Source organism: Mycobacterium neumannii, assembly GCF_002245615.1.
Taxonomy (GTDB): Bacteria; Actinomycetota; Actinomycetes; order Mycobacteriales; family Mycobacteriaceae; genus Mycobacterium; species Mycobacterium neumannii_A.
Genome location: NZ_NKCO01000014.1, coordinates 120,132 through 137,681 on the forward strand (window position 1 = coordinate 120,132; position 17,550 = coordinate 137,681).

Annotated in this window: 18 protein-coding genes and 1 pseudogene; 9 read left to right on the forward strand and 10 right to left on the reverse strand. The window is 67.4% G+C overall.

The window, feature by feature from the left end:
* Nucleotides 1–5: 5 nt before the first annotated feature.
* On the reverse strand, nt 6–980 hold the full coding sequence (locus CEX88_RS17140) for a glycosyltransferase (protein WP_094294380.1): 975 nt from the start codon (nt 978–980) through the stop codon (nt 6–8).
* 163 nt (nt 981–1,143) lie between these two features.
* Between CEX88_RS17140 and CEX88_RS17145 the strand changes: the two genes are divergently transcribed.
* On the forward strand, nt 1,144–1,347 hold the full coding sequence (locus CEX88_RS17145) for a hypothetical protein (protein ID WP_094294403.1): 204 nt from the start codon (nt 1,144–1,146) through the stop codon (nt 1,345–1,347).
* 105 nt (nt 1,348–1,452) lie between these two features.
* Nucleotides 1,453–1,689, forward strand: a complete 237-nt coding sequence (gene mbp1 / locus CEX88_RS17150; RefSeq protein WP_064346013.1) for a microaggregate-binding protein 1 — start codon at nt 1,453–1,455, stop codon at nt 1,687–1,689.
* Nucleotides 1,690–1,754: 65 nt separating this feature from the next.
* On the opposite strand, the gene usfY is transcribed toward mbp1, so the two are convergent.
* From usfY to CEX88_RS17170, 4 genes are all read right to left on the reverse strand, one after another.
* On the reverse strand, nt 1,755–2,063 hold the full coding sequence (gene usfY, locus CEX88_RS17155; protein ID WP_094294381.1) for a protein UsfY: 309 nt from the start codon (nt 2,061–2,063) through the stop codon (nt 1,755–1,757).
* 100 nt (nt 2,064–2,163) lie between these two features.
* Nucleotides 2,164–2,796 carry a flavodoxin family protein gene (locus CEX88_RS17160; protein ID WP_094294382.1) on the reverse strand — a complete coding sequence of 211 codons (633 nt, stop codon included), beginning with the start codon at nt 2,794–2,796 and terminating at the stop codon, nt 2,164–2,166.
* Complete coding sequence (locus tag CEX88_RS17165) at nt 2,793–3,164, reverse strand: hypothetical protein (protein WP_094294383.1); 372 nt, start codon at nt 3,162–3,164, stop codon at nt 2,793–2,795. Before CEX88_RS17165 ends, CEX88_RS17160 begins: the two co-directional genes overlap by 4 nt.
* A gap of 84 nt (nt 3,165–3,248) precedes the next feature.
* Nucleotides 3,249–3,929, reverse strand: coding sequence for a PAS and ANTAR domain-containing protein (locus CEX88_RS17170; RefSeq protein WP_094294384.1), 681 nt, complete (start codon nt 3,927–3,929; stop codon nt 3,249–3,251).
* Nucleotides 3,930–4,020: 91 nt separating this feature from the next.
* On the opposite strand from CEX88_RS17170, the gene CEX88_RS17175 reads away from it, so the two are divergent.
* Both CEX88_RS17175 and CEX88_RS17180 read left to right on the forward strand, forming a co-directional pair.
* The gene (locus CEX88_RS17175; RefSeq protein WP_094294385.1) at nt 4,021–4,602 is read left to right on the forward strand and encodes a restriction endonuclease; all 582 of its coding nucleotides are present in this window, start codon (nt 4,021–4,023) and stop codon (nt 4,600–4,602) included.
* 133 nt (nt 4,603–4,735) lie between these two features.
* A complete protein-coding gene (locus CEX88_RS17180) occupies nt 4,736–5,608 on the forward strand; it encodes a hypothetical protein (protein WP_094294386.1) in 873 nt (290 codons plus the stop codon).
* Nucleotides 5,609–5,676: 68 nt separating this feature from the next.
* Here CEX88_RS17180 and CEX88_RS17185 read toward each other — a convergent pair whose 3' ends face one another.
* Nucleotides 5,677–6,516 carry an SDR family oxidoreductase gene (locus CEX88_RS17185; RefSeq protein ID WP_064417314.1) on the reverse strand — a complete coding sequence of 280 codons (840 nt, stop codon included), beginning with the start codon at nt 6,514–6,516 and terminating at the stop codon, nt 5,677–5,679.
* A 118-nt stretch (nt 6,517–6,634) separates the two neighbouring features.
* Between CEX88_RS17185 and CEX88_RS17190 the strand changes: the two genes are divergently transcribed.
* From CEX88_RS17190 to nei2, 3 genes are all read left to right on the forward strand, one after another.
* The gene (locus CEX88_RS17190) at nt 6,635–7,285 is read left to right on the forward strand and encodes a TetR/AcrR family transcriptional regulator (RefSeq protein ID WP_094294404.1); all 651 of its coding nucleotides are present in this window, start codon (nt 6,635–6,637) and stop codon (nt 7,283–7,285) included.
* A 94-nt stretch (nt 7,286–7,379) separates the two neighbouring features.
* Entirely contained in the window at nt 7,380–11,942 is a 4,563-nt protein-coding gene (locus CEX88_RS17195; protein ID WP_094294405.1) for an ATP-dependent helicase, read from the forward strand.
* 35 nt (nt 11,943–11,977) lie between these two features.
* Nucleotides 11,978–12,751, forward strand: a complete 774-nt coding sequence (gene nei2 / locus CEX88_RS17200; RefSeq protein WP_094294387.1) for an endonuclease VIII Nei2 — start codon at nt 11,978–11,980, stop codon at nt 12,749–12,751.
* 78 nt (nt 12,752–12,829) lie between these two features.
* Here the strand turns inward: nei2 and CEX88_RS17205 are convergent, their stop codons facing one another.
* Nucleotides 12,830–13,936, reverse strand: coding sequence for a fatty acid desaturase family protein (locus CEX88_RS17205; RefSeq protein WP_094294388.1), 1,107 nt, complete (start codon nt 13,934–13,936; stop codon nt 12,830–12,832).
* Nucleotides 13,937–13,955: 19 nt separating this feature from the next.
* Nucleotides 13,956–15,023, reverse strand: a complete 1,068-nt coding sequence (locus CEX88_RS17210) for a ferredoxin reductase (protein ID WP_094294389.1) — start codon at nt 15,021–15,023, stop codon at nt 13,956–13,958.
* Nucleotides 15,024–15,092: 69 nt separating this feature from the next.
* On the opposite strand from CEX88_RS17210, the gene CEX88_RS17215 reads away from it, so the two are divergent.
* Together CEX88_RS17215 and CEX88_RS17220 are read left to right on the forward strand one after the other, a co-directional pair.
* Entirely contained in the window at nt 15,093–15,779 is a 687-nt protein-coding gene (locus tag CEX88_RS17215) for a TetR family transcriptional regulator (protein ID WP_066849772.1), read from the forward strand.
* Nucleotides 15,780–15,806: 27 nt separating this feature from the next.
* The gene (locus CEX88_RS17220) at nt 15,807–16,595 is read left to right on the forward strand and encodes an enoyl-CoA hydratase/isomerase family protein (RefSeq protein ID WP_094294390.1); all 789 of its coding nucleotides are present in this window, start codon (nt 15,807–15,809) and stop codon (nt 16,593–16,595) included.
* Here the strand turns inward: CEX88_RS17220 and CEX88_RS17225 are convergent.
* Entirely contained in the window at nt 16,561–17,331 is a 771-nt protein-coding gene (locus tag CEX88_RS17225; protein ID WP_094294391.1) for an SDR family NAD(P)-dependent oxidoreductase, read from the reverse strand. The genes CEX88_RS17220 and CEX88_RS17225 overlap by 35 nt on opposite strands.
* Before the next feature lie 29 nt (nt 17,332–17,360).
* A pseudogene (locus tag CEX88_RS26370) lies at nt 17,361–17,550 on the reverse strand (hypothetical protein); the annotation flags it as partial.

A 17,550-nucleotide genomic window follows, 5' to 3' on the forward strand; every position in this document is an offset into this window, starting at 1 on the left:
CGTTGTCATCGACAGCACTCGTCGATGAGGTCGTCCCATTGCGCGAGGAACCGATCGATTCCGAACTGCGCCATGGCGAAATCGCGCGCCGCCTTACCCGCCGCCGAGGCGGCCGCGCCGTCTGTGACGAACGACGTCAAAGCGCGCGAAAGTGTGTCCATATCGGCGCTCACCACGCCGGCCTCGGGCGGCACCACCAGCGGTGCCATCGTCGATGCGACGGCGACCACCGGCATCCCGATGAACATCGCCTCGATCAGCGACAGGCCCAAAGACGTCCATCGGGCGGTGTGCAGGAACACGCGGCGGCGAGCCACCTCGGGCAGTAACACCGCGGTGGGCACGTCGCCCCTTCCGCGCACCTGCGGACTCGTGATGCATTCGCTGAGAACGTCGGTATCGATGCCCCACACGTCGATCGGCACCTTTTGCCCGAACGCCGTCAGCAAATCCGCACCGACCGTGCGCCAGCGGCGGCAGGGTTCGTTGATCATCGTCGCCGCGGCCGCGACGTCACCCCGGTAGAGCGAGCCCGGATCGGCAATCCCGTGTGTGATGACGCGGGCTGGCGCGACACCGTTGTTCCACATGAGCCGGTTGAAGTCGGTCACGTGCACGAGCGGGATGTCGCTCCGTTCGGCAACCGGATGGACGCTGTCGACCGCGAACGGTCGTGGCACGTTGTGCTCCACGTATACGGCGGGTACATCCAGACCGGGTCGCCGTCCCAACCATCGGCTCGTCAGCTCGATCTCTTCGGGACGCTGCAACACCACCAGATCGATGTGCTCGTCATATAGGTCGCACAACGAAACCTCTTGCGTACGTGGCCAGTTCCGGCCACAGAGTCCTCGGCCGTCGGCATCCCTCGCGCGATTCACAGGTAACACACAGCGATGACGGCCCGCGACGAAGGACTCCGTCCAGGACCCGTGTACGTGCCAGAGCAACACCGAACGCGGACTCGAGACGACCGACATGTGGCCCGCCTACCCGAGCCCTGACAAGCAAAACGGTTCCCCCACGACTCTTCGCATCGCGGACGAGTGCCGATTCGTATTCCGGACTGTCGAGGTGGCGGCGCGAATGAGCGGCCGCTTCGACCACCGTTTCGCTATGTGGGCCGGGGGTACACCAGTGGGCATGTCAGACAGCGAAGGCCTGCCCGACGACGTTCCCGTGGCCGACGCGGTGGAACAGCAGCGCGCCGCCAGCGAACCGGTTCTCGACGAGGAGGCGGGCGCTGATTCGGACCCGAATCCGCCTCTTGAGGCGTCGCCCGCCGACTGGCAGGAGCAGCTGGAGGCGGTCGAGATCGACCCCGAGGATGACGTGGCGGCGGAGTAACCCCGGACGCGGGAGCGTTTAGTCGTTCAGGCCCTCGGGAACCCGACACCTGCGCGAGGAAGTTCCTCGTGGTTGGACTGATCCACTGCACTGCGGAAGGTGAACATGACCGAGAAGAACAGTGGCCCTGAAGAAGGCATCAAGGGCGTCGTCGAGGACGTGAAGGGCAAGACCAAGGAAACGGTTGGCACCGTCACCGGCCGCGATGACATGGTTCGCGAAGGCAAGGCCCAGCAGGACAAGGCCGATGCCCAGCAGGACGCCGCCAAGAAGGAAGCCGAAGCGGAATCCGCGCGCGCAGGCGCCGAGGCTGCCGAAAAGCGCCAGGAGAACGAGCAGTAACCGATCCAAATCGGGAAAAGCCCAGCCGAACCGGCTGGGCTTTTCTCTTTTCAGTTTTCAGTGCGTCAGCTACTCGGTTTCTGCCGTTGCGCTTCGGGATGTTCTGCGTACCAACGATCTTCGATCTTACGTACCCGCAGATGCTCGATGAGCAGCCAGCCGCCGCCGATGATGAACAGCGCAGCCGACCCGCTGCCCAGTCCGACGCCGACGCCGTGTTCGTCGGCGCCGTGAGCCGCCAGCGCCGAGACGAACAGCACCAGGGCAATACCGATGAGGATCAGCCCCGGCATGTTCTTGGTGTCCTTCATCGACTCGCCGGCGTGGGGACGCGTCGTCCTCGCGTGGTCGACGGGATCCTTCGGGCTTTTCATCGGTACTCCTCTCTCGGCATACCTCCGCCCGGATATGGGCTATTGACAACGCTAGAACTACCCGACCGCAGGGGGTCAGAAACCGGCCGAACGCCGGCCTTCACTCATACGGCGGGTACTGGTCGGCCCGCAGGGCCCTTGCGAGATGAGCGGCGTTGCGGGCCAACGCGGCATTCGTCGACGCGACGGGCTCGGGCACTTCGTCGAGGTCCTTGTAGTCCTTGCTCTGCATCGCTTCGCCGGTCCAGTAGGTGCCAGCCTGGGCCGAGATGGTGTAGCCGATGTCGTTGAGGCCTTGAAAGCAGTCGGCGATCACTTTGTGAGCACCGTCCTCGTTGCCGACGACACCGACCACGGCGACCTTGCCGACCATGATCGGCCGGCCGGCGTCGTCGGTGCTCGACAGTTCGGCATCGAGGCGTTCCAGCACACGCTGCGTGACGCTGGACGGATGCCCCAACCAGATCGGGGTGCACAACACCAAGATGTCAGCGCCCAAGAGCTTTTCGCGGATCTGCGGCCACTCGTCACCGTCGCCCATGTCGGCCTCGACGCCCGGTGCGATCGCGTAATCGACACAGCGCAGCACCGCCGTCTCGACACCCGCACCGCGCAGGTTCCCGCAGATGTGTTCGGCCATCAATGCGCTGCTCGACTCGGCGGGGCTGGGTTTGAGGCTGCAGACCAGCGCTACGGCGGCCAACGGGCGGTCGGCGTTCGCCGGTGTGCTCATCCGCCGAGCACCGCGGAACCGGTGAGGGCGGGCATGCTCGTCGTGAGCACCAACAGCATCGACGTCACCAGGAACCATCCCGCACCCTGCCACGCGGTCGACATCTCGCCCTTTCGCCAGTTCTGGTAGGCGCGGAAGAAGGCGCGGGCCCCGCCCAGGAGCAGGACTGTGGGCGCAGCGAGCGCCAGCAGGGTCCGTTGAGGCGCGCCGCAGGCCAGGGTGTCAGCCGTCGCGCCCTGGCAGGTGCTCACCCACACCATCGCGCCGAGCAGGAAGATGGCGCCGGTGGCGCCGATACCGATGGCGAACCGCACCGCGTCGCGGATGCCGGTGTCGAAATGCCTCAGCTCGCTGGGACCGTGGTACACGACGAGAACTCCCGAATTTGCTGCGCAATCAGCGGAACAGGTTTGACGCAGCGCAGAGTTCCCGGTCAAAACGTCCGGTAAACCTCAATCTCGAACGCGATAGTGTGCGGTGAGCAGCAGCCTGTCGTAGGTCGACCGCGGCGGCAACTCCTCCTCATAGGTGAGTCCGAGGAAATCCCTGGCGATTTGCTCGGCCAGGATTCGCAGCTTGGTGTTGGTTTCCTGCGACCGCCACCGGAGCAACTCGAACGCCGAATCGGCGGAGATCCGGTAGATCAGCATCAGCATCCCTTTGGCCTGCTCGATCGGACCGCGGGCCTCCGCCATCTCGGTGACCGCCGCACTGAAGGCCCTGTCGCGCCGCTGCAGCGTGGACGGGGTGACGTCGACATAAAACCCGTGGGTTCCGACGACCTGATCGTTGTCGTCGAAGAGTTGGTCACCGACCACGACCACGTGGTGCACCTCGCCGTGGGTGTCGATGATCCGGTGGCGGGTGGAGAACGCGCCCGACGTACGGCGGATCTCATCCAGCGTCGCCGCCACCTGGCGGTAGTCGTCGGGATGTTTGTGTGACAACACCAGCTCGGTCGTCGGCTCCGTCGTACCCGCTTCGTAGCCGTGCATCCGTTCGACTTGCGGCGACCACTCCCAGCGTTCGTCGGCGAAGTAGAACCGGAACCAGCCCACCCGATGCGGGTCGCCACCGGCAAGCGCCTGCTCGACGGGTGTCTGCCCGTCGGTATCGGGCAACTCGTCAGTCATGATCGCGGGTTAATGCCGGTGATCGCACACGTGTATTCCAGCACGATCGTCCACTGGTTTCTCGGACAAGCACCGGATCGGCCGACGCGGGATGTCGGGGTCGCGCCTTACGATCCGTCACGTGAGCGTAAAGCTGTACCTGGCTTCGGCCTCGGCGGCGGGCGTCGGGCCGTGGCTTCTCGGGGTCGCCCCGCAGTGGAGCCTCGCGCTCGGGCTTGTCGTGCCATTGGTGCTCGCCGCACTTCCGCGCTTCCTCGCAGGCACGCTCGTAGGCGTCACCACTCCCGGCGCACGCGAGGACCTCACCGCCGCGATGTCGGGTGCGGAGTTCGAGGATCATGTCGCGCGGGTGGCCCGGTCCTGCGGAGCGCCGGTGATAATGACCGCGATCACCGGAGACTGGGGCGTCGACATCATCGTCGGCAAGCGACCGGATCGCCTTGCCATCCAGTGCAAACGACAGGCGCGCCCCGTCGGCGCGAGCGCCGTGCAGGAAGTGGTGGCCGGGGCGCCCATGCAGGACTGCACCAGGACGATGGTCGTCACGAACCACGAATTCACCGCCGCCGCACGCAAACTCGCCGAACTTCATGGATGTGAGCTGGTCGGCGGCGCCGACCTCCCGCGGTTACGGTCGACGATCCGGCGACTTCTGGAGCCGTCGCCGCCCTGATGCCCGAACGTGCCGTTTCATACGCGACACGCCACGAGAAGCGGATGAGACCGCACAATCGCGGCGGCAAAGCTGTGGATAACGTGGGCTCTCACGCCGAACGATGTCGTGGCGGGGCGCGACCGTTGCGGCCATGGAAGATCTCGACTGGCCGTTTCGAGCAACCGAGGCACTCGACGCGGGACTACTGACGTTTCGCGAGTTGCGGCAGTTCCACACCGGTATCTATCCCGGGGTGTGGGTGCCGCGGGGGGCCGAGCTGTCGGCCGTCGACCGGGCCAGAGCCGCCTGGCTGTGGTCACGCCGACGCGGCGTATTGGCAGGCCTATCGGCGTCGGCAATACACGGCTCGAAATGGATCGAGTCTGACGTCCCCGCCGAACTCGTGTTGTCCAATCGGCGACCGCCGAAACAGATCATGGTCCACAGCGACACACCGTTGCCGGAGGAGATCGAGATGGCCCACCGGATGCCCGTGACGACGCCGGAGCGCACCGCGTTCGACCTCGGCCGCCGGCTCCCGCTCGATGAAGGGGTTCAACGCATCGACGCGCTGATGAATGCGACTGACCTCAAGCCCGCCGACGTCGACGAGGTGGCGCAGCGCCATCCCGGCGTGCGCGGCTTGCGGCAGCTGCGCCGAACACTGGAACTCGTCGACGGCGGCGCGGAGTCGCCGTACGAATCACTGAGCCGACTGTTGCTGATACAGGCTGGATTTCCGCGTCCGGAAACCCAGATACGGGTGCTCGACGGTTCGGGGCGCGTGGTCGCACGCATCGATCTCGGATGGCGGCAGTACCGCGTCGGCGTGGATTTCGAAGGCGCACACCACTGGACTGACCCGCGACAACGTACGGCCGATGCCGAGCGGTACTGGCTGCTACCGCGTCTCGGCTGGAACGACATCCGACTGACCAGCGGCATGTTGCACAACCAGCCGCGGGTCTTTCTCGAGCGAGTTGGCGAGGCGCTGATCGCCCGCGGCTGCCCGAAAACATGGTGACCGTGCGGTTTCATACGCGAATTCGGCGTGTCGCGGATGAAACCGCACGATCGACCGGTCACAGGACGCTACAGGATCGGCCTGCCGCCGGTCACCGCGATCCGCGCGCCCGTCACGTAGCTCGCCTCGTCAGAGGCCAGCATCACGTAGACCGGCGCCAACTCGACCGGCTGACCCGCACGGCCCAGCGGCGTGTTCTCACCGAACTGTTTGACCTTCTCCGGCGGCATCGTCGACGGGATCAACGGCGTCCAGATCGGACCCGGCGCAACGCTGTTGGCGCGAATACCCTTCTCGCCCAGCATCTCCGCCAAGCTCGCGGAGAAGTTGGCGATCGCCGCCTTGGTGGCCGCGTATGGCGCCAGCTTCGGGTTCGGCATGTCGGAGTTCACCGAGGAACTGCCGATTATCGACGCACCGGCGCCCATGTGCGGAAGCGCGGCCTTCACGAGGTAGAAGTACGCCCCGATGTTGAGCCGGAACGTGTAATCCCACTCCTCGTCGCTGATTTCGTCGAGGGTGTCGTGAGTCATCTGGTAGGCGGCGTTGTTGACGAGCACATCGATGCCGCCGAATTCCTCGACGGCGCGGTCCACGACGGCGCGGCAGTGCGCCGGGTCGGAGAGATCACCGGGCATCAGCACACATTTGCGCCCGGCGTCCTCGACGTACTTCTGGACCTCCTTGGCGTCGCCGTCCTCGTTCAGGTAGGCGATCAGCACGTCGGCACCCTCCCGCGCGTAGGCGATCGCGACCGCGCGGCCGATTCCGCTGTCGCCTCCGGTGATGACCGCGCGCTTACCGGTCAACCGACCCGACCCCTGGTAGCTCGTCTCGCCGCAGTCGGGAGCCGGGGTCATCTCGCTCTGCACGCCGGGCGGGGACTGCTGCTGTTCTGGAAAACTCATCGATGGCCTCTCAAGGTCGCGGAATGTCTCGCCCTCGGGGTTACCCCCGCGTGCTTCGAATACTCCGCGGCACGTCGGAGGAGCCGCTGTTTGACATGTGTTCACTACGATGAAACGCATGGCCGAGTCCCGACGGCGGCTCTCCCCCGCCGACCGACGCAGCGAGCTGCTGGCGCTCGGTGCCGAGGTGTTCGGTCATCGGCCCTACGACGAGGTCCGCATCGACGAGATCGCCGAACGGGCCGGAGTGTCCCGGGCGCTGATGTACCACTACTTCCCGGACAAGCGGGCGTTCTTCGCCGCGGTGATCCGCGCCGAAGGCGAGCGGCTGTTCGAGGCCACCAACGTGCCGCCGCAGCCCGGGCAGAGCCTCTTCGACCAGGTGCGTGAGGGTGTGCTCGCGTATCTGCGCTACGACGACGAACACCCCCATGGCGCATGGGCCGCCTACGTGGGCTCGGGCCGCTCCGATCCCGTGCTGCGCGGCATCGAGGACACCGACAACGATCGTCAGGCCAACCGCATCCTCGGTCGCATCCACGCCGCCGTCGGCGACGACCTGGACTCCAAGGTGGAGCGCGATCTACGCATCACCGTCTACGGCTGGCTGGCCTTCACCTTCGAGATGTGCAGACAACGGCTCATGGACCCGTCCATCGAGGCGGGTCCGGTCGCCGACGCGTGCGCACACGCCCTGTTCGACGCCGTCGGACGGGTCGGTGGCATCCCTTCTGCACTCCGCGAAGCGGTCTCGCCGAACCGCCGCTGAGCTGCGATTTCGGTGCGCTGACTAGCGCTGGACGATACCTACAGCACCGAAACCGCCAGAAACGTGTCGGTGGCGGGGTGCACGATGGATGTCGATGAGCAAATCCCCCCTCGCCCGGTTCAGCGACCTGACCCGGGAATGGTTCACTGGCACGTTCGCCGAGCCGACGCCCGCCCAGGCCCAGGCCTGGTCGGCGATCGCGGACGGGGACAACACGCTCGTCGTCGCGCCGACCGGGTCCGGTAAGACGCTCGCGGCGTTCCTATGGGCAATCGACCAACTGGCCTCCGTTCCCGCCGAACCACGAGCCGGCACCAAAGTGCTGTACGTCTCGCCGCTCAAGGCGCTGGCCGTCGACGTGGAGCGCAACCTGCGCACCCCGCTGACCGGCATCGCCCGGGTGGCCGAACGGCGCGGCGTGCCGGCCCCGCAGATCAGCGTCGGCGTGCGCTCCGGCGACACCTCCCCGGCGCAACGGCGCGAACTGATCGCCCGACCGCCCGACGTCCTCATCACCACTCCCGAGTCGCTGTTTTTGATGTTGACCTCGGCGGCGCGCGACACCCTGGCGAACGTCCAGACCGTCATCGTCGACGAGGTGCACGCCGTGGCGGCCACCAAACGCGGCGCCCACCTCGCGCTGTCGCTCGAGCGGCTGGACCAACTTCTGGACAGACCCGCGCAGCGGATCGGGTTGTCGGCCACCGTCCGACCCCCCGAGGAAGTGGCGCGGTTCCTGTCCGGTCAGGCCCGCACGACGGTCGTGGCGCCGCCCGCCGCCAAGACGTTCGACCTGTCGGTCCAGGTGCCGGTGCCCGATATGGCGAACCTCGAGAACAACACCATCTGGCCCGACGTCGAGGAACGCATCGTCGACCTGGTCGAGTCGCACAACTCGTCGATCGTGTTCGCCAACTCGCGACGGCTCGCCGAACGACTCACGTCGCGGCTCAACGAGATCCACGCCGAACGCACCGGCCAGGAGCTCGAGACGGGACCCAACACCGGCGTCGCCGGCGGCTCGCCCGCGCACATCATGGGCAGTGGGCAGGCGTCGGGTGCACCCACGCTGCTGGCGCGTGCGCACCACGGTTCAGTCAGCAAGGAACAGCGGGCCATCGTCGAGGACGACCTGAAAAGCGGCCGGCTCAAGGCCGTCGTCGCGACCTCGAGCCTGGAACTCGGGATCGACATGGGCGCAGTCGATCTGGTGATCCAGGTGGAGGCCCCGCCCTCGGTGGCCAGCGGGCTGCAGCGCATCGGCCGCGCCGGCCACCAGGTCGGCGAGATCTCGCAGGGTGTGCTGTTCCCCAAGCACCGCACCGACCTGATCGGCTGCGCGGTGACGGTCAAGCGGATGCTTTCCGGTGAGATCGAGACCATGCGGGTGCCGACCAATCCGCTCGACGTGCTCGCGCAGCACACGGTCGCCGCGTGTGCGCTCGAACCGCTCGACGCCGACCGCTGGTTCGACGCCGTGCGGCGCAGTGCCCCGTTCGCCACCCTGCCGCGCAGCGCGTTCGAGGCGACGCTGGATCTGCTTTCGGGTAAGTACCCGTCGACGGAGTTCGCCGAGCTGCGACCTCGCCTGGTGTACGACCGCGATACCGGCACGCTGACGGCCCGGCCGGGTGCACAGCGGCTGGCGGTCACCAGCGGCGGCGCGATCCCCGACCGCGGGTTGTTCACGGTCTATCTGGCCACCGATTCCGAAAAGCCCTCCCGGGTCGGGGAACTCGACGAGGAGATGGTGTACGAGTCCCGCCCGGGCGACGTCATCTCGCTGGGCGCGACGAGCTGGCGGATCACCGAGATCACCCACGACCGCGTCTTGGTGATCCCGGCGCCGGGCCAGCCGGCGCGACTCCCGTTCTGGCGCGGCGACGGCGTCGGCCGCCCGGCCGAACTGGGCGCCGCGGTCGGGGCGTACACCGGCGAGCTGGCCCGCCTCGGTAAGGACGAATTCGACCAGCGTTGCCGCTCAATGGGTTTCGACCAGTTCGCCGCCGACAATCTGTGGCAGCTGATCGACGACCAGCGCCAGGCCACGGGTGTCGTCCCTTCGGACGCCACGTTCGTCGTCGAACGGTTCCGCGATGAGCTCGGCGACTGGCGCGTCATCCTGCACTCGCCCTACGGTCTGCGGGTGCATGGCCCGCTCGCGCTGGCGGTGTCGCGACGGCTGCGTGAGCGGTACGGCATCGAGGAGAAGCCGACCGCGTCCGACGACGGCATCATCGTGCGGCTGCCCGATACCGAGGACGCGCCTCCTGGCGCGGACCTTTTCGTCTTCGACGCCGACGAGATCGAGCCGATCGTCACCGCCGAGGTCGGAGGGTCGGCGCTTTTCGCGTCCCGTTTCCGCGAGTGTGCGGCCCGCGCGCTGCTGCTGCCGCGCCGCCATCCGGGTAAGCGATCCCCGCTGTGGCATCAGCGCCAGCGCGCCGCGCAATTGCTCGACGTCGCGCGCAAGTACCCCGACTTCCCGATCGTGTTGGAGGCGGTGCGGGAGTGCCTGCAGGACGTCTACGACGTGCCCGCGCTGACGGAGTTGATGCACCGGGTCGCCCAGCGCCGGTTGCGCATCGTCGAGGTGGAGACCACCACGCCGTCGCCGTTCGCCGCCTCGCTGCTGTTCGGCTATGTCGGCGCCTTCATGTACGAGGGCGACAGTCCGCTGGCCGAACGCCGCGCGGCGGCACTGTCGCTGGACAGTGTCCTGCTCGCCGAACTGCTGGGCCGGGTCGAGCTGCGCGAGCTGCTCGACCCGCAGGTGATCACGAGTACGACGCGACAACTGCAGCATCTGAGCGAGGACCGGCGGGCCCGTGACGCCGAGGGCATCGCCGACCTGCTGCGGCTGCTGGGCCCGTTGACCGAAGCCGAGATCGCCGACCGCTGCACGACTTCCGACATCGGCGGCTGGCTCGAGGGCCTGCGTGCCGCCAAGCGCGCGTTGACCGTGTCGTTCGCCGACCAGACTTGGTGGGCCGCCATCGAGGACATCGGCCTGCTGCGCGACGGCGTGGGTGTGGCCGTGCCGGTCGGGGTGCCGGCGGCGTTCACCGAATCGGTCGACGACCCGTTGGGTGAGCTGCTAGGCCGCTACGCCCGCACCCGAGGACCGTTCACCACGCACGACGTGGCGGCCCGGTTCGGCCTGGGCCTTCGCGTCACCGCCGACGTACTGGGCCGAATGGCGATCGACGGCAAGCTGATTCGCGGTGAGTTCACCGATCTACCGGTCACCGACCCCGCCGCCGCCGAGCAGTGGTGCGACGCCGATGTGCTCAAGATTCTGCGGCGCCGGTCGCTGGCGGCGCTGCGCGCGCAAATCGAGCCGGTCAGCACCGCGGCGTACGGGCGCTTCCTTCCCGCGTGGCAGTCGGTCGGTTCGACACACAACAGCGGCGTCGACGGGCTCGCCGCCGTGATCGATCAGCTTGCGGGCGTGCCAATTCCGGCTTCGGCCGTCGAGCCGCTGGTGTTCGGTCAGCGTGTCCGCGACTACCAGCCCGCCATGCTCGACGAACTGCTGGCCTCCGGTGAGGTCACGTGGTCGGGAGCCGGCCAGATCGGCGGCGGCGACGGGTGGATCGCCTTCCACGCCGCCGAGTCGGCGCCGTTGACGTTGACCGCCCCCACCGAGATCGAGTGCACCGACACCCACCGGGCGATCCTCGACGCGCTCGGTCGCGGCGGCGCTTACTTCTTTCGTCAGCTCGCTGACACCTTCTTGCGTCAGCTCGCGGACAATCCGACCGAAGACCACAAGAACGCGCTGTGGGATTTGATCTGGGCGGGCTGGATCACCGGCGATACGTTCGCGCCGGTGCGCGCGAAGCTGATGGGCACCCGCGGGGCGTCGGGGCGGCGCAGCGCACCCGCGCACCGGCAGCGGCGACGGGCGCCGCGGTTGAGCAGCTACAGCGTCGCGCACGCCCAGACCCGCAACGCCGACCCCACGGTGGCGGGCCGGTGGTCGGCGCTGCCGGTCGCCGAACCGGAATCGACTGTGCGCGCGCACTTCCAGGCCGAACTGCTGCTCGGCAGGCACGGGGTGCTGACCAAGGGCGCCGTCGGCGCGGAGGGCGTGCCCGGCGGCTTCGCGATGCTCTACAAGGTGCTGACGGCGTTCGAGGACGCCGGCCGGTGCCAGCGGGGCTATTTCGTCGAGTCACTCGGCGGCGCCCAGTTCGCCGTCGCCTCCACAGTGGACCGCTTGCGGACCTATCTGGACAGCGTCGACCAGGACCACCGCGAGTACCACGCGGTCGTCCTGGCGGCCGCCGATCCGGCCAACCCCTATGGCGCCGCACTTCCGTGGCCGACACGGCGATCCGATGACGACGTCACGCACCGCCCCGGTCGCAAAGCCGGTGCGCTGGTCGCGATGGTCGACGGCGAACTGGTGTGGTTCCTCGAACGTGGTGGGCGCTCGCTGTTGAGCTTCACCGAGGACACCGACGCGCACGTCGCCGCCGCCGTGGCCCTGGCCGATCTGGTCAGCAGCGGTCGGGTCGGATCGTTTCTCGTCGAGAAGGTCAACGGCGTCCCGGTTCTCGAACCGGGCGCGGAAGGTGAGCGCGCCGCGGTGCACGACGCTCTGCTGGGCGCTGGGTTCGCCCGGACACCGCGCGGCCTGCGGTTGCGGTGATGAGAGCCTGCGCGACAACCAGAAGGCGCTGACGGATGCCCGAAGGCGACACGGTCTATCGCACCGCCACCAAACTGCGCGAGGCGTTGGTGGGCAAGCAGCTCACGCGTTGTGACGTGCGGGTGCCCAAGTTCGCGACGGTCGACCTGACGGGCTGCGTCGTCGACGAGGTGATCAGCCGCGGTAAGCACCTGTTCATCCGCGTCGGGGACGCCAGCATCCACTCACATCTGAAGATGGAGGGTGCCTGGCTGGTCGGCGGCCAGATTCGGCGGGTGCCGGAGTACAAGATCCGGATCCTGTTGCACACCAGTGATTCCCGAGCTGCCGGTGTCGACCTCGGCGTGCTGGAGATCCTGCAACGCGACCACGATATGGAAGCCGTCGCACACCTCGGCCCCGACCTGCTCGGCGACGATTGGGAACCGCGCGTCGCCAGGGCCAATCTCGTCGAGGACCCGGAACGGCCGCTGGCCGAGGCGCTGCTGGACCAGCGCGTGATGGCGGGCGTCGGCAACGTCTACGCCAACGAACTCTGCTTCGTCACCGGCTACCTGCCCACCACCCCGGTCAGCAAGGTCAAAGACCCGCTGCGCATGGTGCAGCGGGCCCGGGACATGCTGTGGCTGAACAGGTCCCGCGTCAACCGGACCACGACCGGCGACACCCGCGGCGGTCGCGACCTGTGGGTCTATGGCCGGCGCGGCCGACCGTGCCGACGGTGTGGCACGCCCATCGAGTCGGACTCGGCGCGTCCCGACAAGCCGGGCGATCGCGTCTCGTACTGGTGTCCGGTCTGCCAGACCTGAACCGCGCCGAAACTGCCGTTTATGACGGGTTTCGGCCGATTCCCATCAGAAACCGCAGTCTCGCCGCGCCCGGAGGCGTTACGGCAGCGCCAGCCGGACGATCTTGCGCACCACCGTCGCGAACTGCCGCGGCAGCGACCCCGCGTTGTACGGGATCCCGTAGCGGGTGCAGATGTCCTTGACCTCCGCGGAGATCTCGGCCAGGCGGTGCGCGGGGATGTCGGGGAACAGATGGTGCTCGATCTGGAACGACAGGTTGCCGCTCAGGATGTGGAACAGCTTTCCGCCCGTCAGGTTCGCCGAACCCAACACCTGCCGGAAATACCACTGACCGCGCGTCTCGGCCTTGGTCTCCTCGACGGAGAACTCCTGCACGTCGTCGGGAAAGTGGCCGCAGAAGATGATCATGTACGCCCACACGTTGCGCATCAGGTTCGCGGTCAGGTTCCCCGCGACGACCCACGGCGCGAACGGCCCGGCCAGCAGCGGGAACGCCACGTAATCCTTGAGCGTCTGGCGTTTGGTCTTGCGCCAGATGCCCTCGAGGATCTCGCGCTTGTCGGCGATCGTGATCTCACCGGCGCGGATGCGCTCGGTTTCGAGTTCGTGCAGCGCGACGCCGTACTGAAACAGCACCATCAGCAGGAAGGCGTAGACGGGGTTGCCGAGGAAATACGGCGTCCACTTCTGGTCCTTGCTCATCCGCAGGATGCCGTAACCGACGTCGCGGTCCATCCCGACGATGTTGGTGTAGGTGTGATGCATGTAGTTGTGCGAGTGGCGCCACTGCTCGCCCGGGCAGGCGGTGTCCCACTCGAAGCCCCGGCTGGAGATGTTCGGATCGCCCATCCAGTCGTATTGACCGTGCATGACGTTGTGGCCGATCTCCATGTTGTCGAGGATCTTCGACAGTCCCAGCAGCGCGGTGCCCGCCAGCCAGAACGGCGGGAACACTCCGCCGAACAGCAGGGCCCGCCCGCCGATCTCGAATGCGCGCTGCGTCTTGATGATTCGACGGATGTAGGTGGCGTCGCGCTCACCGAGGTCGGCGATCACGCGATCCTTGAGCGCGTCGAGTTCGCGGCCGAAGGCCTCGGCCTGCTCGGCGGTCAGACTGATCTTCTTGCCCGCCACCGTCTTTTCGAGGGTGTGCGGTTTCGAAGTGATGTCGGTGATGACGGTCATGTCGAACTCCTTTCGGTTTCTACAACGCGAGGTCGACGTCGCCGACAGGAGCCGAGACGCAGATCTGCACGTCTTCGTCCTCCGCGGTCGACACCGCGCCGGTGACCAGGTTCTTCACCACGCCGCGCGTCTTGCGGCGGGTGCAGCTGTGGCAAATGCCCATTCGGCATCCGCTTTCGGGGGTCAGGCCGGCGTTTTCGGCCTGCTCCAGCAGCGGGCGGCCGTCGTCGGTCACTGCCACCCCGCTATCGGCGAACGTGATCGTGCCGCCCGAGGGTTCGGCGGGCACGGTGTACGTCGGGGGCACAAAGCTTTCCGAGTGCACGTTCGTGCAGTGCTCGCGCACGGCCGACGCGAGTTCGGGCGGGCCGCAGACGAACACCGCATCGGGGTCGGGCATCGCCGCCTCCACATGCGCGGGGCCGAAGCGACCGGTCAGGTCGGAGCCGGCCGTCGACCGCGTATAGCCGTGCAGTACCCGCACGCCGGTCATGGTGTCGAGCTCGGCGCGGTAGCACGCGTCCTCGGCCGAGCGGGCGTAGTGGATGAATGCCACCTCGCCGCCGTACCCGCGGGCTCGCAGCGTCCGCGCCATCGACATCACCGGTGTGATGCCGCTGCCGCCCGACACGAACAGGATGCGGCGCGGCGCGTCGTCGGGGAGCACGAAGTCGCCGCCGACCGAGTCAAGACCCACCACCATGCCGGGGCGGGCGTTCTCGCACAGGTAACCGGAGACCAGCCCGCCGTCGTGGCGTCCCACCGTCAGCTCGAGGTAAGGGTCCCCCTCGGCGTTGGCCGGAGAGTACGGCCGGGTGCGACGACGACCGTCGATCTCGACCGTGAGGTTGATGTGCTGTCCGGCGCGAAAACCGGTGAACGCCTGATTCGGCTCCAGCGTGAGGGTGACGCTGCGCGGCGTCTGCCGCCGCACCGCGACGACTTCCGCGCGAGCATCTGAGCGCGTCCACGTGGGCGCGACAAGCTCGGTGTATCGGTCCACGCCATGGGGGCCGGTGAGCAGGTCGACCAGCGGTGACCCGAGCACCCTGTCCCGGAGACCACGCGTCAACGTTTGAGTGAACATATGTACACCGTCCCTGCATGTACAGCGCCTCGTCAACCCATTCACCCAGGTTGTGGTATGTTTCACACAGTGAACAGTCGTACGCCTGGCTCACGGTCGAGCCGGTCGGGACGGTCACGTTCGCGCGAGCACCCGCGCACGACCATGTCCCGCGAGGAGCGCAAGGAGGCCACCCGGCAGGCGATCGTCGCGGCGGGCCTCAAGTTGCTCGAGGACCGCAGCTTCTCCGCGCTGAGCCTGCGGGAGGTGACCCGCGAAGCGGGCATCGTGCCCGCGGCGTTCTACCGGCATTTCGAGTCGATGGAAGCCCTGGGCCTCGTCCTCATCGACGAGTCATTCCGCAGCCTGCGCGACATGCTGCGCGGGGCCCGCGCGGGCAGGCTCGACCCGAAGCGGGTCATCGAGTCCAGCGTCGACATCCTCATCGACGGCGTGAACGAACGGCGCGAGCACTGGCGGTTCATCGGCCGCGAACGGAACAGCGGCGTCACCGTTCTGCGCTACGCCATCCGCACCGAGATCCGGCTGATCACCTCCGAGCTCGCGATCGACCTGGCCCGTTTCCCGAACCTGAACACGTGGAGCAGCGAAGATCTCAACATCCTGGCCAGCCTGTTCGTCAACGCGATGATCGTGATCGCCGAGGCCATCGAGGACGCCCACGACCAGGCCGCGCTCAACGAGATCAAACGAGTGGCGGTCAAACAGCTGCGCATGATCGCAGTCGGTGTCGCGGGATGGCGCAGCAGCGGGTGAAACCAGGCGCGGGTTAGCGTGTGCTGCATGCCGCACCTCGAATTGGCCTACCCCCGTCCCGACATCGCTGTGCTCACGCTGAACCGCCCCGAGAAGCTCAACGCGCTGTCTTACGAACTGGTCGAGGACCTCCACGCGACGCTGGCGCAGATCGACTCCAACAACGAGTGCCGCGTCGTCGTGCTCACCGGAGCCGGACGGGGGTTCTGCTCGGGTCTGGACCTGACCGATCCCAACCCGGAGAAGACAGGCCAAGGAACGGAGTTCCCGCGTTCGGGAATGCGTTGGCAGGAGCGCATCGCCGACCTGACCGCACGCATCCACCGGCTGCGCCAGCCGGTGATCGCCGCGGTGAACGGGGTCGCGTACGGCGGCGGAATGGGCATCGCGCTGGCCTGCGACATCCGCATCGCCTCGGAGTCGGCGCGCTTCTGCACCCAGTTCATCAAGCTGGGTCTCGGTGGCTGCGACATCGGGGTCAGCTACACGCTTCCGCGGATCATCGGCGTCGGCCCGGCGTTCGACCTCATCCTCACCGCGCGCGCCGTCGACGCCCCGGAAGCGCTGAGGCTCGGCCTGGTGTCGCGGGTGTCGACCGACGAAGCGATCGTTTTCGACGCCATGGCGATCGCCGAGACACTCTGCGGCTACGGCAAGTTCGGCCTCGAGTCGACGAAGCAGGTGCTGTGGGCGAACCTGGAGGCGTCGAGCCTGGAAGCGGCCCTGCACTTGGAGAACCGCAGCCAGATCCTGGCCTCGACCAGCGGCGAAATGCGCGAGGCTAGCGAGGCGTTCCGCCGCCGTCCACGATCATGACCGTTCCGGTGATGTAGCTGCCGGCATCCGAAGCCAACAGCAGGGCGGTGCCGACCATCTCGTCGGGCGACGCGAGCCGTTTGAGGAAGGTGCTGCGCGCCATCCCGTCGACGACATCCTGCGGGTTGTTGCGCATCATGTCGGTGTCCACCGGTCCGGGAGCGATCGCGTTCACCCGGATGCCCGAGGGCGCGAACTCGGCGGCCATCGATCGGGTGAACGACATCAGTGCGGCCTTGTTGGCAGAGTAGATCGAGGTCAACGCCGAGAAGTTGAACGCCCCGACCGAGACCATGTTGATCACACTGGCTTTCGCGCTGGCCTTCAGGTAGGGCAGGGCCGCCTGCACCAGGAACACCGGCCCGCGCAGGTTCACCTCGAAGGATTTCGTCAACGCATCGGGCGTCATCTCACCCAGTGGTTGCGCCAGGGCATTGGCGGCATTGTTGACCACCACGTCGACGCCGCCGTACTCGTCGACGGTGCGCTGCACCAGCGCCTCGAGGGAGTCGACCTCACCCAGGTGGGTCGGCACGCCGACGGCCTGACCCCCGAGGCCGCGCAGATGCTGCGCCGCCTGCTCGCAGGCCTCGGGTTTGCGGCTGGCCACGACGACGCGGGCACCGGCCAGGACGAAGCCCTCGGCCAGCGCGAGGCCGATGCCCCTGGTCCCGCCCGTGACGATCACGGTGCGGTCGGTCATATCGAAGAGACGGTCGAACGAAGCGCGGTCCACGGCCGTCAGTCAAGCAGATGGGCCTGACCTCAGATGCAACCGCTCACGCTGATCCGTCGTCCGACGTTCGCGCACACGTTGACGTTCGGCGCCGGTGGTGGCGGGACGTACACCGGTGGTGGTGGCGGCCGTCGCGTATACCAAACTGACGCCGCCGCTGAAGGCGGAGGGGTATGCTTCGGTGGACGTCGACGCACACAACAACACTTAGTATACAAA

What these genes read in the sequence shown, in the direction of transcription:
- CEX88_RS17140 (WP_094294380.1), bottom strand. Translation starts at nt 980, where the DNA reads ATGTCGGTCGTCTCGAGTCCGCGTTCGGTGTTGCTCTGGCACGTACAC.
- CEX88_RS17145 (WP_094294403.1), top strand. Translation starts at nt 1,144, where the DNA reads ATGTCAGACAGCGAAGGCCTGCCCGACGACGTTCCCGTGGCCGACGCG.
- mbp1 (WP_064346013.1), top strand. Translation starts at nt 1,453, where the DNA reads ATGACCGAGAAGAACAGTGGCCCTGAAGAAGGCATCAAGGGCGTCGTC.
- usfY (WP_094294381.1), bottom strand. Translation starts at nt 2,063, where the DNA reads ATGAAAAGCCCGAAGGATCCCGTCGACCACGCGAGGACGACGCGTCCC.
- CEX88_RS17160 (WP_094294382.1), bottom strand. Translation starts at nt 2,796, where the DNA reads ATGAGCACACCGGCGAACGCCGACCGCCCGTTGGCCGCCGTAGCGCTG.
- CEX88_RS17170 (WP_094294384.1), bottom strand. Translation starts at nt 3,929, where the DNA reads ATGACTGACGAGTTGCCCGATACCGACGGGCAGACACCCGTCGAGCAG.
- CEX88_RS17175 (WP_094294385.1), top strand. Translation starts at nt 4,021, where the DNA reads ATGTCGGGGTCGCGCCTTACGATCCGTCACGTGAGCGTAAAGCTGTAC.
- CEX88_RS17180 (WP_094294386.1), top strand. Translation starts at nt 4,736, where the DNA reads ATGGAAGATCTCGACTGGCCGTTTCGAGCAACCGAGGCACTCGACGCG.
- CEX88_RS17185 (WP_064417314.1), bottom strand. Translation starts at nt 6,516, where the DNA reads ATGAGTTTTCCAGAACAGCAGCAGTCCCCGCCCGGCGTGCAGAGCGAG.
- CEX88_RS17190 (WP_094294404.1), top strand. Translation starts at nt 6,635, where the DNA reads ATGGCCGAGTCCCGACGGCGGCTCTCCCCCGCCGACCGACGCAGCGAG.
- CEX88_RS17195 (WP_094294405.1), top strand. Translation starts at nt 7,380, where the DNA reads ATGAGCAAATCCCCCCTCGCCCGGTTCAGCGACCTGACCCGGGAATGG.
- nei2 (WP_094294387.1), top strand. Translation starts at nt 11,978, where the DNA reads ATGCCCGAAGGCGACACGGTCTATCGCACCGCCACCAAACTGCGCGAG.
- CEX88_RS17205 (WP_094294388.1), bottom strand. Translation starts at nt 13,936, where the DNA reads ATGACCGTCATCACCGACATCACTTCGAAACCGCACACCCTCGAAAAG.
- CEX88_RS17210 (WP_094294389.1), bottom strand. Translation starts at nt 15,023, where the DNA reads ATGTTCACTCAAACGTTGACGCGTGGTCTCCGGGACAGGGTGCTCGGG.
- CEX88_RS17220 (WP_094294390.1), top strand. Translation starts at nt 15,807, where the DNA reads ATGCCGCACCTCGAATTGGCCTACCCCCGTCCCGACATCGCTGTGCTC.